At 73.4% G+C, this 15563-nt stretch carries 13 protein-coding genes; 9 read left to right on the plus strand and 4 right to left on the minus strand.

What is annotated here, in order from left to right; translation table 11 throughout:
* The first annotated feature begins 71 nt into the window (after window positions 1-71).
* Both AC3ERT_RS35800 and thpR read left to right on the plus strand, forming a co-directional pair.
* The gene (locus AC3ERT_RS35800) at window positions 72-1628 is read left to right on the plus strand and encodes an MFS transporter (RefSeq protein WP_435137862.1); all 1557 of its coding nucleotides are present in this window, start codon (window positions 72-74) and stop codon (window positions 1626-1628) included.
* The gene (gene thpR / locus AC3ERT_RS35805; protein ID WP_435179271.1) at window positions 1625-2236 is read left to right on the plus strand and encodes an RNA 2',3'-cyclic phosphodiesterase; all 612 of its coding nucleotides are present in this window, start codon (window positions 1625-1627) and stop codon (window positions 2234-2236) included. Before AC3ERT_RS35800 ends, thpR begins: the two co-directional genes overlap by 4 nt.
* A gap of 129 nt (window positions 2237-2365) precedes the next feature.
* Here the strand turns inward: thpR and AC3ERT_RS35810 are convergent, their stop codons facing one another.
* Window positions 2366-3361, minus strand: a complete 996-nt coding sequence (locus tag AC3ERT_RS35810) for an aldo/keto reductase (protein ID WP_435179273.1) — start codon at window positions 3359-3361, stop codon at window positions 2366-2368.
* Between the two features lie 87 nt (window positions 3362-3448).
* Here AC3ERT_RS35810 and AC3ERT_RS35815 point away from each other — a divergent pair, with 87 nt between their 5' ends.
* Complete coding sequence (locus AC3ERT_RS35815; RefSeq protein WP_335970793.1) at window positions 3449-4492, plus strand: hypothetical protein; 1044 nt, start codon at window positions 3449-3451, stop codon at window positions 4490-4492.
* Window positions 4493-4579: 87 nt separating this feature from the next.
* Here AC3ERT_RS35815 and serC read toward each other — a convergent pair whose 3' ends face one another.
* Window positions 4580-5698, minus strand: coding sequence for a phosphoserine transaminase (gene serC / locus AC3ERT_RS35820; protein WP_335970795.1), 1119 nt, complete (start codon window positions 5696-5698; stop codon window positions 4580-4582).
* Between the two features lie 124 nt (window positions 5699-5822).
* On the opposite strand from serC, the gene AC3ERT_RS35825 reads away from it, so the two are divergent.
* Entirely contained in the window at window positions 5823-8672 is a 2850-nt protein-coding gene (locus tag AC3ERT_RS35825) for an FAD-binding and (Fe-S)-binding domain-containing protein (protein WP_435179275.1), read from the plus strand.
* 84 nt (window positions 8673-8756) lie between these two features.
* Here the strand turns inward: AC3ERT_RS35825 and AC3ERT_RS35830 are convergent, their stop codons facing one another.
* Window positions 8757-9857 (minus strand): citrate synthase 2, encoded by a 1101-nt coding sequence (locus tag AC3ERT_RS35830; RefSeq protein ID WP_335970798.1) that lies wholly within the window; start codon window positions 9855-9857, stop codon window positions 8757-8759.
* 223 nt (window positions 9858-10080) lie between these two features.
* Here AC3ERT_RS35830 and pdxH point away from each other — a divergent pair, with 223 nt between their 5' ends.
* Window positions 10081-10719, plus strand: coding sequence for a pyridoxamine 5'-phosphate oxidase (gene pdxH, locus AC3ERT_RS35835; protein WP_435179283.1), 639 nt, complete (start codon window positions 10081-10083; stop codon window positions 10717-10719).
* Window positions 10720-11005: 286 nt separating this feature from the next.
* Here pdxH and AC3ERT_RS35840 read toward each other — a convergent pair whose 3' ends face one another.
* Window positions 11006-11767, minus strand: coding sequence for an SIS domain-containing protein (locus tag AC3ERT_RS35840; RefSeq protein ID WP_435179277.1), 762 nt, complete (start codon window positions 11765-11767; stop codon window positions 11006-11008).
* Between the two features lie 140 nt (window positions 11768-11907).
* On the opposite strand from AC3ERT_RS35840, the gene AC3ERT_RS35845 reads away from it, so the two are divergent.
* From AC3ERT_RS35845 to AC3ERT_RS35860, 4 genes are all read left to right on the plus strand, one after another.
* Window positions 11908-12600, plus strand: a complete 693-nt coding sequence (locus tag AC3ERT_RS35845; protein ID WP_335970802.1) for an iron-dependent transcriptional repressor DtxR — start codon at window positions 11908-11910, stop codon at window positions 12598-12600.
* A 406-nt stretch (window positions 12601-13006) separates the two neighbouring features.
* Complete coding sequence (locus AC3ERT_RS35850) at window positions 13007-13966, plus strand: alpha/beta fold hydrolase (protein ID WP_435179279.1); 960 nt, start codon at window positions 13007-13009, stop codon at window positions 13964-13966.
* Window positions 13967-14479: 513 nt separating this feature from the next.
* Complete coding sequence (locus tag AC3ERT_RS35855) at window positions 14480-15010, plus strand: hypothetical protein (protein WP_435179281.1); 531 nt, start codon at window positions 14480-14482, stop codon at window positions 15008-15010.
* A 189-nt stretch (window positions 15011-15199) separates the two neighbouring features.
* Window positions 15200-15481: a WXG100 family type VII secretion target gene (locus tag AC3ERT_RS35860; RefSeq protein ID WP_335970808.1), complete on the plus strand. Its 282-nt coding sequence runs from the start codon at window positions 15200-15202 to the stop codon at window positions 15479-15481.
* The last annotated feature ends 82 nt before the right edge of the window (window positions 15482-15563 follow it).

The raw sequence follows: 15563 nt of genomic DNA on the forward strand, positions 1-15563 counted from the left end.
CCCCCCCTCGCGCCGGCCCCCTCCCCCCCCCGCGTCCGAACGGCCCCAGACGAAAGGCAGGCGAGTACCGATTGAGTTCGGCAGCCGGACCAGACACCGCAACCGAACCTGACCGTCCCGCCGCGAAGACGGGCACCTTCAGCTCCCTCAAGATCCGCAACTACCGGCTCTTCGCGACCGGCGCCGTGATCTCCAACACCGGCACCTGGATGTCGCGGATCGCCCAGGACTGGCTGGTGCTCAGCATCACCGGCTCGTCCTTCGCCGTCGGCATCACCACCGCGCTGCAGTTCCTGCCGATGCTGCTGTTCGGCCTGTACGGCGGTGTCATCGCCGACCGCTACCCCAAGCGCAAGATCCTGCTGTGCACCCAGGCCGCGCTCGGCGTACTCGGCCTGGCGCTCGCCACGCTCACCCTGTCCGGGGTGGTCCAGGTCTGGCACGTGTACGCGATCGCCTTCCTGCTCGGCGTGGTCACCGTCGTCGACAACCCCACCCGGCAGACCTTCGTGGTCGAGATGGTCGGCCCCGACGTGGTGCGCAACGCCGTCTCGCTGAACGCCGCGAACTTCCAGGCCGCCCGCCTCGTCGGCCCCGCGGTCGCCGGTGTGCTGATCACCGCCGTGGGCAGCGGCTGGGCCTTCCTGATCAACGGCGTGTCCTTCCTCGCCCCGCTCACCGGCCTGCTGCTGATGCGCACCTCCGAGCTGCACAAGATCGAACGCGCCCCCCGCGGCAAGGGCCAGCTCCGCGAGGGCCTGCGGTACGTCGCGGGCAAGCCGGAGCTGATCTGGCCGATCGTGCTGGTCGGCTTCATCGGCACCTTCGGCTTCAACTTCCCGATCTGGCTGTCCGCCTTCGCCAACAAGGTCTTCAACTCCGGCGCCGGCACCTACGGCCTGTTCAACACCCTGATGGCCGCCGGCTCCCTGATCGGCGCCCTGCTCGCCGCCCGCCGCACCCGCACCCGGCTGCGCATGCTGGTCACCGCCGCCCTCGCCTTCGGGCTCCTCGAACTGCTGGCGTCGGTCGCCCCGACCTTCTGGATCTTCGCGGTCCTCCTGGTGCCGATCGGCGTGTTCGGCCTGACCTTCAACACCACCGCGAACGCCACCGTGCAGCTCGCCACCGACCCCGTCATGCGCGGCCGGGTGATGAGCCTGTACATGATGGTCTTCGTCGGCGGCACCCCGGTGGGCGGCCCGGTCATGGGCTGGGTCACCGACACCTTCGGGGCCCGCGTCGGCTTCCTGTCCGGCGGGCTCGTCTCGGCCGCCGGGGCGGTCGGCGTCGGGATCGCGCTCGCCCGGGCCGGCGGCCTGCGGCTGAAGGTGAACCTCGGCGCCGGGCGGGACCGCACCAGCCCGCCGATCGTCTTCGTGCCGCGCGACCCGCGGCCGGCCCAGCCCGCGGAGTCCGCCGCGCCCGCCGAGGGCGGCGGGGACGGCGGGGACGGCGCCGCACCGGCCGGTCCCGCGCCGGACGCCGCCTCGGAAGCCCCGGAGCCGGGCCGCGCGCCGCAGACCGGTACCGGCCGGGCCGCCCGCGACGAGGGCGCGCCCGTCGACCAGGGGGCACCGGGCGCCGACCCGACCCCCTCCGGCAGCCGGCTGACGTCCGCGGCGTGAGGCTCTTCACCGCGCTCCTGCCGCCCGCCGCCGCGGTGGCCGAACTCACCGCGGCGGTCGAGCCCCTGCGGCGCCTGCCCGGGGCCGACGACCTGCGGTGGACCGCCACCGGCGGCTGGCACCTCACCCTCGCCTTCTTCGGCGAGGTGGCCGACGAGCTGCGCCCGGAACTCGACGAGCGCCTCGCCCGCGCCGCCCACCGCCACGAACCCCTCACCCTGCGGCTGGCCGGCGGCGGCCACTTCGGCCGCGGCACCCTGTGGACCGGCGCCGAGGGCGACCTCGCGGCGCTGGCCCGGCTCGCGGCCTCGGTCCGCGCGGCCGGGCGCCGCGCCGGGGTGCCCGACGACCCCGCCGGGCACGCTTTCCGCGCCCATCTGACCCTCGCCCGGGCCCCGCGCCCCTCCCGGGTGCCGCTGACGCCCTTCACGGACGCCCTGGGCACCTTCGGCGGCTCCGCCTGGACCGCGGGCACCCTCAGCCTGGTCGCCAGCAGCCTGCCGCGGTCGGGTGAGCCCGGCGAGCAGCCCCGGTACGACACCGTGGCGGCCTGGCCGCTCGGCCGTACCCCGGGCCCGGGCGGCGGACGGCCCGCTGCGGACGGCTAACCTCGAAGCGTGGACCCCAAGACCCGTACCCGTGTGATGACCGCCGCCTTCCTCCTGATGCTGGCGGTGGTGGTCGTGGCCGCCGCGGTCCGCTGACCCCGGCGGCACACGCCCACCGCTACGCCCCGGTCACCAGGCGAAGGACTCCGGGGACGGCCCCGGACCCGGGAAGATCTCGTCCAGGGAGTCCAGGAACTCCTGCGACAGCTTCAACTCCACCGCCCGCAGCGCCGAGTCCAACTGCGCCTGCACCCGCGGGCCGACGATCGGACCGGTCACCCCCGGGCGGGTCAGCAGCCACGCCAGGCCCACGTCGCCCGGGTCGACGCCGTGCTTGTCGCACAGGTCCTCGTACGCCTGGACCTGGTCCCGCTGCTGCGGCGACTTCAGCGCGTCCGCGCTGCGGCCCCCGGTGGAGCGGGCGCCGCCGCCCTCGCGCTGCTTGCGCAGCGCCCCGCCGAGCAGGCCGCCGTTCAGCGGCGACCACGGGATCACCCCGAGGCCGTAATGCTGAGCGGACGGGATGACCTCCATCTCCGCCTCACGCTTGGCCAGGTTGTACAGGCACTGCTCGCTGACCAGGCCGAGCGAACCGCGCCGGGCGGCCGCCTCGTTGGCCTGGGCGATGTGCCAGCCGGCGAAGTTGCTCGACCCGGCGTAGAGGATCTTGCCCTGCTGGACCAGGACGTCGATCGCCTGCCAGATCTCCTCCCACGGCGTGTTCCGGTCCACGTGGTGGAACTGGTAGATGTCGATGTGGTCGGTGCCCAGCCGCTTGAGGCTGGCCTCGACGGCGCGGCGGATGTTCAGCGCGGAGAGCCGGTCGTAGTTGGGCCAGTCCGCGTCCTCGGCCGCCATGTTCCCGTAGACCTTGGTCGCCAGCACGACCTTGTCCCGTCGGCCGCCGCCCTGGGCGAACCAGCTGCCGATGATCTCCTCGGTGCGGCCCTTGTTCGCGCCCCACCCGTAGACATTGGCGGTGTCGAAGTAGTTGACCCCGGCGGCGAGAGCCGAGTCCATGATGGCGTGGCTGTCCGCCTCGTCGGTCTGCGGTCCGAAGTTCATGGTGCCGAGGACCAGGCGGCTGACCTTGAGGCCGGAACGGCCGAGCTGTGTGTACTCCATACCCTCAAGCCAAGCCCTTGGAGTGCGCTCGAATCAAGAGGCACTCGCCGGCCCGGCCTCCTGCGGCCGGATGGCACGCTTGGGCCCATGCGTACGTACCTTCCGGCGGCCGCGGTCGGCGCCGTCCTCGCCCTGAGCTGGACCTGGGCCGCGCCCGCGGGCGCCGACAGCGGGCCCAGTGCGGCCTTCCGGATCAGCGACCCGCGGATCACCGAGTCCAGCGGCCTGGCGGCCAGCCGGCTGCACCCGGGGGTGTACTGGACGCACAACGACAGCGGCGACGGGCCCTACGTCTACGCCGTGGACGGGGCCACCGGGAAGACCCTCGCCACCCTCACCCTGCGCGGCGTCGCGGCACGCGACATGGAGGCGATCTCCATCGGCCCGGACGGCGACCTCTACCTCGCGGACATCGGCGACAACCTGAACTCCTGGTCCGAGGTGTGGATCTACCGCTTCCCCGAACCCCGCGACCTGACCAGCCGGACCGTCGACGTCACCCGGTACACCGTCCGCTACGAGGACGGCTCCCGCGACGCCGAGGCGCTGATGGTGCAGCCCAGGACCGGACGGGTCTACATCGCCAGCAAGAACCAGAAGGGCGGCCACCTCTACCAGGGCCCCGCCACGCTCAGCAGCAGCGGTGTGAACGTCTTCCACAAGATCGGCGACGTCCCCTGGGTCACCGACGGCGCCTTCTCCCCGGACGGCAGCCGCCTGGTGCTGCGCGGCTACCTGTGGTCCGCCGAGTACCGCTGGGTGGACGACCGGCCCCGCAAACTCGGCTCCCTGACCGTGCCGCTCCAGCCGCAGGGCGAGTCCGTCACCTTCACCCGCGACGGCCGCTCGCTGCTGTACGGGAGCGAGGGCAAGGACAGCACCGTGTGGAAGGACACGCTCAGCGGCACCGAACTGCCCGACGACGTACGAAAAGCCGCCACCACCGCACCTGCGACCAGCCCGGGCGGGAGCACCGGCACCGGCTCGTCGGCGCACGCCCACAGCGACCCGAGCCCCAAGAAGGCCCACAACTCCGGCGGCAAGACGGTCGGTTTCCTCATACTCGCCGGCATCGCCGCCGCCGGGTACCTCCTGCGGCGGGTGCTGCGCCCGGGCCGCGGGCGGCACTGACCGGCTGACGCGCTGTCAGTTCCGTGGCCCAGGGCCGCCGCACATCGGGTGGCGGCCCCGGGACGGTTCAGCAGGTGACCCGAGCGGTCAGAGCTGCCCGATGACGTAGTCGATGCACGCGGTGAGCGCCTCGACGTCGGCCGGCTCGACCGCCGGGAACATCGCGATCCGCAGCTGGTTGCGGCCCAGCTTGCGGTACGGCTCGGTGTCCACGATGCCGTTGGCCCGCAGCACCTTCGCCACCGCGGCGGCGTCGATGCCGTCCTCGAAGTCGATGGTGCCGACGACCTGGGAGCGCTGCGCCGGGTCGGCGACGAACGGCGTCGCGTAGGACGCCTTCTCCGCCCAGCCGTACAGCCGCGACGAGGAGTCCGCGGTGCGCTTGACCGCCCAGTCCAGGCCGCCCTGCCCGTTGATCCACTCCAGCTGCTCCTTGAGCAGGAACAGGGTGGACAGCGCGGGGGTGTTGTACGTCTGGTTCTTCAGTGAGTTGTCGATCGCGGTGGGCAGGTCGAAGAACGCCGGGATGTGGCGGCCCGACGCCGCGATCGCCGCCGCGCGCTCCAGGGCGGCGGGCGAGAACACCGCCAGCCACAGACCCCCGTCGGCCGCGAAGGACTTCTGCGGCGCGAAGTAGTACACGTCGGTCTCGGTGATGTCGACCGGCAGGCCGCCGGCACCCGAGGTGGCGTCCACCACCACCAGCGCGCCGTCGTCCGCGCCCGCGACCCGGCGCAGCGGCGCGGCGACACCCGTGGACGTCTCGTTGTGCGTCAGGGCGTACACGTCGACGCCCGCCTCGGCCACGGGCTCGGGGTGGGTGCCCGGCTCGGACTTCACGATCGTCGGCTCGGCCAGCCACGGCGCCTGCTGCGACGCCTTGGCGAACTTCGAGGAGAACTCGCCGAACGACAGGTGCTGCGACTTGGAGCTGATCAGCCCGTGGGTGGCGACGTCCCAGAACGCGGTGGACCCGCCGTTGCCGAGCACGACCTCGTAGCCCTCGGGGAGGGAGAACAGCTCGCGTACGCCGTCGCGGACCTGCCCGACCAGGTTCTTCACCGGCGCCTGGCGGTGAGAGGTGCCCAGCAGGGACGTCCCGGTGGCGGCCAGCGCGTCGAGCGCCTGCGTGCGTACCTTGGAGGGGCCCGACCCGAACCGTCCGTCGGCGGGCTTGATGTCAGCGGGGATCTCAATATCGGCCACGCCCGCAGCGTAGTCCGTTACGGGCGGGTTGCGGCCCGCGTTCCATCCGATGAGACGGAGCATCGCCCACCTGTGGTAGCGGGCCTGCGGGGTGCCGAGGCGCGCCGGGCGGCAAGCTGGACCCATGACGGTAGCGATGCCCCCCGGGGCCGAGCGGGCCCTGCGCGCGGCGGTACGCGGCGAGGTCGCCTGCGACGCCGGTACCCGCGCGCTGATGACGATGGACGCCTCCAACTACCGCCGGGTGCCGCTGGCGGTGGTCGCGCCCAGGGACGCCGAGGACGTGGCCGCGGCACTGGCGGTGTGCCGGGAGCACGGCCTGCCGGTGGTGCCGCGCGGCGGCGGCACGTCGATCGCCGGGCAGGCCACCGGCACCGGCGTCGTCCTGGACTTCACCCGGCACATGAACCGGGTTCTCGCGCTGGACCCCGACGCGGGCACCGCCCGGGTCCAGCCGGGCGTGGTCCTGGACGACCTGCGCGCCGCCGCCGGGCGCCGCGGACTCACCTTCGGCCCCGACCCGTCCACCCACAGCCGCTGCACCCTCGGCGGCATGATCGGCAACAACGCCTGCGGCGCGCACTCGGTGGCCTGGGGCACCACCGCCGACAACGTACGCGCCCTGGAGGTGCTCACCTACCGGGGGGAGCAGGTCCGGCTCGACGGGGCCCTGGGCGCCGGCTCCCCGCCCCGGCTGCGCGACGGCCTGCGCGCCCTGGCCGACGACAACCTCGCGCTGCTGCGCACCGGCTTCCCCGAACTGCCGCGCCGGATCTCCGGCTACGCCCTCGACCGGCTGCTGCCCGAGCACGGCCGCGACGCGGCCCGGGCGTTCACCGGGAGCGAGGGCACCCTCGGGGTGCTCACCGAGGCGACCGTGCGGCTGGTCCGGGCACCGGCCGCACGGGCGCTCGCCGTCCTCGGCTACCGCGACGAGTCCGCCGCCGCGGACGCCGCGCACCTCCTGCTGCCGCACCGCCCGCTGACGGTGGAGGGGATGGCCGCCGACCTGGTGGGCGGGGCGGGCGGACTGCTGCCGCGCGGCGGGGCCTGGCTCTTCGTCGAGGCCGGCGGCGACGACCCGGACGAAGCGCTGGCCCACGCGCGGCAGTTGTGCGGCGCGGCCGGCGACACGACCGGGCACGCCCTGGTCGCCGACCCGGCCCGGCAGCGCTCCCTGTGGCGGATCAGGGAGGACGCGGCCGGCACCGCCACCCGGATGCCCGACGGCACCGAGGCGTGGCCGGGCTGGGAGGACTGCGCGGTGCCTCCGGCCCGACTGGGCGCGTATCTGCGGGACTTCCGCGCCCTGCTGGCCGAACACGGGCTGCGCGGGACGCCCTACGGCCACTTCGGCGACGGCTGTGTCCACGCGCGCATCGACTTCGACCTGGTGGACAAGGCCGGGGTCGGGCGCTTCCGCCGCTTCTCCGAAGCCGTCGCGGACCTGGTCGTCTCGCACGGCGGCTCGCTCTCCGGCGAACACGGCGACGGGCAGGCGCGTGCCGAGTTCCTGCCGAAGATGTACGGCCCGGAGCTGATTTCTCTCTTTGGAGTTTTCAAGGACCTCTGGGACCCGGACACCGGGATGAATCCGGGGATGCTCGTGCGTCCCGGGAAAAGTGTGAGCGATCTGCGGTTCGCGGTGCTACCCCTCGCGAACGGCCGCGCCGTCCCCATGGAATTCACGCGAACCGGTGATGCGGCTGATTTTCAGACCGCGGTTCGGCGCTGTGTCGGGGTCGGAAAATGCCGCACGGCGAAGCTTCCCGACGGCGGTTCGGACGTCATGTGCCCGTCATACCGGGTCACCGGAGAGGAGCGCCATTCCACCCGCGGACGGGCCCGGCTGCTGCACGAAATGCTCGCCGGGGAGCTGATCGAGGACGGCTGGCGCGCCACGGAAGTCCGCGACGCGCTCGATCTGTGCCTGTCCTGCAAGGGCTGTCGCAGCGACTGCCCCGTCGAGGTTGACATGGCCACCTACAAAGCGGAGTTCCTGCACCGGCACTACCGCGGGCGGTTGCGACCGCGCTCGCACTACGCGATGGGCTGGCTCCCGGTGTGGCTGCGGTGGGCCGCGCCGTTCGCCGGAGCCGTCAACTTCCTTGGCCGCACACGGTCAACGGCCCGTCTCGCGAAACGCCTCGCGGGGGTCGCCTCGGAGCGCGACACGCCCGAACTCGCGTCCGAGACATTCACTCGATGGTGGCATGGGTCCGACACGGACGGGCTAACGAACAGCCCCGCCGAACCCGAAGTCGTCCTGTGGCCGGACACGTTCACCGACCACCTCGCACCCGGCGTGGGCCGCGCCGCGGTCCGGGTGCTGCGGGCCGCGGGCCTGCGCGTACGGCTGCCCGAAGCCGCCGTCTGCTGCGGCCTGACCTGGGTGTCCACCGGCCAACTCACCCGGGCCAAGGCCGTCATGCGCCGCACCCTCGACCGGGTCGCGCCGCTGCTGGACGCCGGTGTGCCGCTGGTCGTGCTCGAACCGAGCTGCGCCGCCGCGCTCCGCGCCGACCTGCCCGAACTCCTCGCCGACGACCCGCGCGCCACCGCCCTCGCCGCGTCCGTGCGCACCTTCGCGGAGGTGCTGGAGGAGTACGCGCCGCACTGGCAGCCGCCGCGGCTGGACCGGGCCGCCACCGGGCAGACCCACTGCCACCAGCACGCCGTGCTCGGCGACGCGGCCGACCGCAGGCTGCGCGAGCGCGCCGGGCTGACCGGCACCCTGGCCGGCGGGTGCTGCGGCCTGGCCGGGAACTTCGGCTTCGAGGAAGGGCACTACGAGGTGTCGGTGGCCTGCGCCGAGGAGACGCTGCTGCCCGCGGTCCGGGCGGCCGCACCCGGCACCGCCGTCCTGGCCGACGGCTTCTCCTGCCGGACCCAGATCGGCCAGCTCGCCGGCGTACGGGCCCGCCACCTCGCGGAGCTGCTCGCCGAGGCCCTGCCGGACGAGGCCGCCGGCTGAGCGCCCCGGCGCCGCCCGTCCACCGGCGCCCAGCGCTTCCGGGGCGGGCGGGACCTGCCCGCCGGGTCCCGCCCGCCGGGCAGGTCAGTGCGACGCGGGCGGGAAGCCCTCGATGTCGGTGACGCTGCGCGTGCCGGGGCCGACGTACCGCGCCGAGGGCCGTACCAGGCGGCCGGTGCGCTTCTGCTCCAGGATGTGGGCCGACCAGCCCGCGGTGCGCGCACAGGTGAACATCGAGGTGAACATGTGCGCCGGGACCTCCGCGAAGTCCAGCATGATCGCGGCCCAGAACTCGACGTTGGTGGCCAGCACCCGGTCCGGCCGCCTGGCGTGCAGCTCGGCGAGCGCCGCCTTCTCCAGGGCCTCGGCGACCTCGTAGCGGGGCGCGCCCAGCTCGCGGGCGGTGCGCCGCAGCACCCGGGCGCGCGGGTCCTCGGCACGGTAGACGCGGTGGCCGAAGCCCATCAGGCGCTCGCCGCGGTCCAGCGCCGCCTTCACGTACCCCTCGGCGTCGCCGGTGCGCTCGATCTCCTCGATCATCCCGAGCACCCGGGACGGCGCCCCGCCGTGCAGCGGCCCGGACATGGCGCCCACCGCACCGGACAGCGCGGCGGCCACGTCGGCACCGGTCGAGGCGATCACCCGGGCGGTGAACGTCGAGGCGTTCATGCCGTGCTCGGCCGCCGACGTCCAGTACGCGTCCACCGCCGCGACGTGCCTGGGGTCCGGCTCGCCGCGCCAGCGGATCATGAACCGCTCGGTGATCGACTGCGCCTTGTCGATCTCCCGCTGCGGCACCATCGGCAACCCCTGGCCGCGGGCGGACTGCGCGACGTACGACAGCGCCGTCACCGCCGCGCGCGCCAGGTCGTCCCGCGCGGCCCCGGCGTCGATGTCGAGCAGCGGCCGCAGCCCCCACACCGGCGCGAGCATGGCCAGCGCGGACTGCACATCGACCCGGATGTCGCCGGAGTGCACCGGGATCGGGAACGGCTCGGCGGGCGGCAGCCCGGGGTCGAACCGGCCGTCAACCAGCAGGCCCCACACGTGGCCGAACGAGACGTGGCCGACCAGCTCCTCGATGTCGACGCCGCGGTACCGCAGCGAGCCGCCCTCCTTGTCCGGCTCTGCGATCTCGGTCTCGAACGCGATGACTCCTTCGAGTCCCGGTACGAAGTCGGACATGGGGCGGCTCCTTCACGATCACGTCGCTGTGCTTGTCTCCCGGTCATGCCCCGCGGGCAGCCGGGTCACCCTGCCGAGTGGTGTTCCGCGGCGGGTGACATCGGGCACACGGGGCCACCATGGGAACGCCCGCGCCGCGGTCCTGCAAGATGTCCGCGTGCACGAACCTCTCCGGCAAGACGAACAGACCCTTCCGCGGCCCGGCGGCGAGGACCCCGCGGCGATGCGCAGGCAGTACCGCGCGGCGGGGCTCGCCGAGCCCGACCTGGCGGCCGACCCCTACCAGCAGTTCGCCCGCTGGTTCGCCGACGCCGTACGGGCCGCGGCGCGCGGGGTGATCGCCGAACCCAACGCCATGGTCGTCTCCACGGCCGGACCGGACGGCGCGCCGAGCTCCCGTACGGTGCTGCTCAAGGGGTACGACGACGACGGGTTCGTCTTCTTCAGCAACCACGGCTCGCGCAAGGGCCGCGACCTGGCCGCCAACCCGCAGGTCTCACTGCTCTTCCCCTGGCACCCCATCGCCCGCCAGGTCATCGTCAGCGGCACCGCGGTAAGGACCTCCGTCCAGGAGACCGAGGCTTACTTCCACAGCCGCCCGCACGGCTCGCAGATCGGCGCCCACGCCAGCCGGCAGTCCACCGTGGTCGCCTCGCGCGCCGCCCTGGAGGACCGCTACGCCGAGCTGGCCGCACGCTGGCCCGAGGGCACCGAGGTGCCGGTGCCGCCGTACTGGGGCGGGTACCGGGTACGCGCCCGCGCCGTCGAGTTCTGGCAGGGTCGGGAGAACCGGCTGCACGACCGGCTGCGGTACGTGTCCGCACCGGACGGCGGCTGGTCCGTGGAGCGCCTGGCTCCCTGAGTGCCGGTAGGGCCCGGGAAAGGAAAACGACCCGCGGGCTGCTCCCCGGAGCCGGGTGGCTCCGAGCACCGGCCGGACAAGTCCGACGAGCCCGCGGGTCGGGTGAACTGCGTGGGATTGGCGAGCATCACGCACGCCAGAGTGCGCGGAGCTAGCCCGCAGTCACCTCACGTGTCCGAGTGCAACTCATGCTTCAGACCACCTCCCTTCGTGTGTGCCGCCACAGTAAGAACACGACCGGGCGGGACACAAGTAAATTATTTTCGGGCCGCTTCTCGCGGCGCGGTCAGCGCCGGAAGAAGATGCGGTCGCGGTACTCCTCGAAGACCCGGCTGTTCCACTCGTGGCCGCCGTCCACGTTGCCCGAGCGGATCATCGGCGGGACCGTGCCGCGGGCGGCGAGGTCGGTGGCGGCGGTGGCCATGACGGCCTGCATCAGCGCGCTGGTGACGACGGTGGACGCCGGCGCGAACGGGGCCGGAACGCGGTCGTCGGCCAGTTCGGCGTCGCCCACCGGGATCTTGGAGTCCACGACGATGTCGCAGTGGTCCTTCAGGAAAGTGCCGTCGGCGTGCCGGGAAGCGGTCTGCCGGGCGTATGCGACGGAGGTCACACCGATGACGGTCATGCCCAGCTCGTGGGCCCGCCGCGCCATCTCGATCGGCAGGGTGTTGCGGCCGGACAGCGAGATGACGAAGAGGACGTCGCCCGCGCGGGCCGGGCTGGTGGCCAGGACGGCGGAGGCCAGGCCCTCGACCCGCTCCAGCGCGCTGCCCAGCGTGGCCGGGACGACGTCGACGCCGTTGGCGCCGGGCACGGAGAGTAGGTTGACCAGGGCGAGGCCGCCCGCGCGGTACACGACGTCCTGGGCGGGCAGCGAGGAATGCCCGGCCCCGAAGGCGAAGATCCGGCCACCCGCGGTGATCGCGTCGGCGACGGCGGTGGCGGCCCGGCGGACGGAATCACCCTCCTCGTCCCTGGCTTTGCGCAGCAGTGCGATCGCGGCGTCGAAGTAGCGCTCGGCCGGTTCCTGGCGGGGGTCGGTCATGCCGTCACCGTGCTGCCAGGGCGTGGCCGGTGTCAAGAAAACAGCCGTACCGCGGGCGGCCCGGCCCGCAGCGGAGTCCGATGTCCGCGGGATGCGTCAGAATTGTCTCAGGGCCACGCACGAGTTGATGAGGGGCGTTCATGTCCGGACTGATCGACACGACGGAGATGTATCTCCGCACCATTTTGGAACTGGAGGAGGAGGGCGTGGTCCCCATGCGTGCTCGCATTGCCGAGCGGCTGGACCAGAGCGGGCCCACCGTCTCCCAGACCGTGGCGCGCATGGAGCGCGACGGGCTGCTGCACGTCGCGGGGGACCGCCGCCTGGAGCTGACCGAAGAGGGCCGCCGCACCGCGACCCGGGTGATGCGCAAGCACCGCATCGCCGAATGCCTGCTGGTCGACGTGATCGGCCTGGGGTGGGAACAGGTGCACGCCGAGGCGTGCCGCTGGGAGCACGTGATGAGCGAGGCGGTGGAGCGTCGGGTGCTGGAGATGCTGCGGCACCCGACCGAGTCGCCGTACGGCAACCCGATCCCGGGCCTGGAGGAACTGGGCGAGACCGCGGAGGCGGACCCGTTCCTGTCCGAGGGGATGGTCAGCCTCAGCGAACTGGAGCCCGGCACCGCGGGGGCCAGCGTCGTCGTGCGCCGGATCGGCGAGCCGATCCAGACCGACGCGCAGGTGATGTACACGCTGCGGCGGGCCGGTGTGCAGCCGGGCGCCGTGGTGAGCGTGACGGGATCGGCCGGCGGCGTCCTGGTCGGCAGCGGCGGCGAGGCCGCGGAGCTGGACACCGAGGTCGCCTCCCACGTCTTCGTCGCGAAGCGGTAGGCGGACCCGCGCGGGAGTGCCCGGCCTGCACTCCCGCCCGGGCGCCCCTCCCCGTACAGCGCACCGACCGGTGCGCTGTACGGCGTTTCGGCATGCCCGCAGGCAGGGTCCGGTGCCCAGTGGCATGGCGGAGGCCCCGGCGCCGCCACGCGGCACCGGGGCCCATCCCTCCCCTCGCCCCTCCCCACACCCGAAGGACCCGGGACCCCGAGCTTCCCGAGACCTTCCCGCGACCCGCTTCCCCTGCACGCCGCGTCCCGTCCAAGTCCTCCCCTCGGCCCACCCGGCCAATCCTTGAGCGCTGTCACTCGAACGAGCGGTGTTGGGTGCGCAAGCCCCATGTTCGAATAGAAGTTCGATAGCGTGGTGTGCGCAGGGATCAGGACAGCGCGGAAGGAGGTGCGGGATGGCCACACGGCACGACGTCACGGGAGCGGGCGGTCTGCGGCTCGCGGCATGGGAGTACGGCACGTCGGAACCGTCCGGGCCGGCCGGGTCGCCGGGGGCGGGCGGGCCCGGCCGGGTCGGCGCAGGTGCCGGGGCCGGTGCCGGTGCCGGTCAGCCCGCGGAGGCGGACCCGCGCCCCGCGGTGCTCCTGCTCCACGGCCTGCTCGGCCGGGCCTCGCACTGGGCCGCCACCGCCCGGCGCCTCGCCCCGCGCTGCCGGGTGGTCGCGCTCGACCAGCGCGGGCACGGCGACAGCGGCCGGCCCGCCGGCCCAGCCACCCCCGAGGCCCACGCGCAGGACGTCCTCGCCACCGTCGAACAGCTCGGCCTCGGCCCGGTCACGCTGGTCGGACACGCCATGGGCGCGCTGACCGCCTGGCAGTGCGCGGTGATGCGGCCCGACCTGGTCGCGGCCGTCGTCCTGTGCGACATGCGCGCCTCGGCCCTGGGCGAGGCGGGCCAGCGGGAGTGGGCGCAGTGGCTGGCGTCCTGGCCGCTGCCCTTCGCCACGCTCGACGACGTACGCCGGTGGTTCGGGGTCGAGGACCCGTGGGTCGATCCGCCGGACCCGGTTCGAGGGGACTTCTTCGCCGAGGTGATGAGCGAACGGGCGGACGGCTGGCGGCCGGTGTACGAAGCGTCGCACCTGCTGCGCACCCGCGACCGCTGGATACGTGACGCCCACTGGGACGAGCTGGCCCAGGTCCGCTGCCCGGCGCTCGTCGTCCGCGGTCCGGCCGGGGAGCTGGGCCGTGCCGAGGCGCAGGAGATGGTCCGCGTCCTGCCGCGCGGGCGGTACGCCGAGATCGCCGACGCCGGCCACCTCGCCCCGTGGGAGCAGCCCGAGGTCTGGGCGGAGACGCTGGAGCGCTTCGTCGGGGAGGCCGTCGCCGAACGAGAGGCCGCCGGCTCGGCGTGACCCCCGGCTCGGTGTGACCGCCGGCTCGGTGTGACCGCCGGCTCGGTGTGGCCCCCCGGTTCGGCATGCCCCCGGCTCGGTGTGACCCGGGGCGCGCTCTGACCTGGGGCGCGGGGCTGCCCGGCCCCGGTCGGACCGACTGTCTGCGGGCAACGGCTGCCGGGGTGCGGTACCCAGGCCGGAGGGGGCCAGAGCGGCCCGGCCGGGACGGGCCGCCGGGCGAGCCCTGCCTGTGGCATGGCTGTGGTGAGCCTGTGAGCAGTTGTGATGTCTGCGTGTGGCGCGTGTGGAGCTGTGCGTGTCCGCCGGTGAGGAGTGCGGGCGGGACGGGGGTTCGGACTGCGCGTAGCCGTTCGGCTGCTGGTAGCTTGCGGTCCGCGGGGTTCCAAATCGCGACATGGGGGAGTGCGGATGCGCTGTCGGAGTCGTATGAGTCGTCGAAGTCCAGCTGGTCCTGAGGGCGGTCGAGGGTCCGGCCAGAGCCGGTCGACTGCCGGTGGTCCGCGCCGCCGGGTGGCCGCGGCCGGGTACGCGACGTCGGCGACCGCCGCCGCTGTGGTCGCCGCGGCGCTGATGCTGACCGGGTGCGGCGGCGGCAGCAGCACGGACGCCAAGAAGGAGCCGACCGCGAGCCGGACGGCAAGCCTGCCGCCGGCGCCGGCGCAGGCGCCGTCGGCCAGCGCCGCGGCCAGCAGTACGCCGAGCGCGACCGGTTCGGCGACCGCGAGCGCGGACGGCGACGACGTCGGGGGCGCCTCCACGGACTCCACCCAGACCGTCGAGGGCGTCTGGCTCGCCACCGTCGACGGGGTGAAGGTCCAACTGGTGCTCGGCAAGGGGAAGGCCGCCTTGACCAGCGACCATCTGTGCGGGGGCAGCTACACCGACAAGGGTGGCGTGCGCCTGACGATGACGTGCATGGACGGCGACAAGGAGCGGACGTCCGGGCAGGGCGAGATGGCCGCCGACGGCAAGACGCTCACCGTGCAGTGGAAGAACGGCCAGAGCGACACCTTCACCCGAACCGGTCTGCCCAGTAGCTGAATCGGGGGCGCCGCGCCCCGGCCGCGGTCGCGCTGTGCCCTGTGCGTGACGTTCCCGTGGCGATGTCCACGTTCGGCAACAATGCGTCGGTGGCTTGGGGCAGGTGCTGCATTCGTTGCCCTCGTTTGCTAGCGTCCCGTCTGGCGAACGAGGTGTTCGCCACGTTTCCTACAACGGGGAGGGACGCTCATGGCAGGCATGCACGGCGCCGATATCGGTCAGCTGACCACGCTGGCGGGCAAGTTCGGGACCGAGGCCGGCAACCTTTCGACGCTGATCAACCACCTGCACTCGGCGACCAACAGCAGCACGGACTACTGGAAGGGCCCGAACGCTGAGAAGTTCCGCAGCGAGTGGACCCAGCTCAAGCCGACCTTCGAGAAGTTCGTGACGACGCTGCAGGAAGCGCAGAAGTCGGCGCAGAACAACGCGACCGCGATCTCGAACGCCACCGGTGGCGGCGGTCACTAAGCAGTCGGCGCGCGGCACGGTCGAGGCACCGTGCTGATGCCCGAGGGCCGGGGGGGGGGGGGAGGAGGGTCGAAGACCCAAC

Source organism: Actinacidiphila sp. bgisy145, assembly GCF_057708125.1.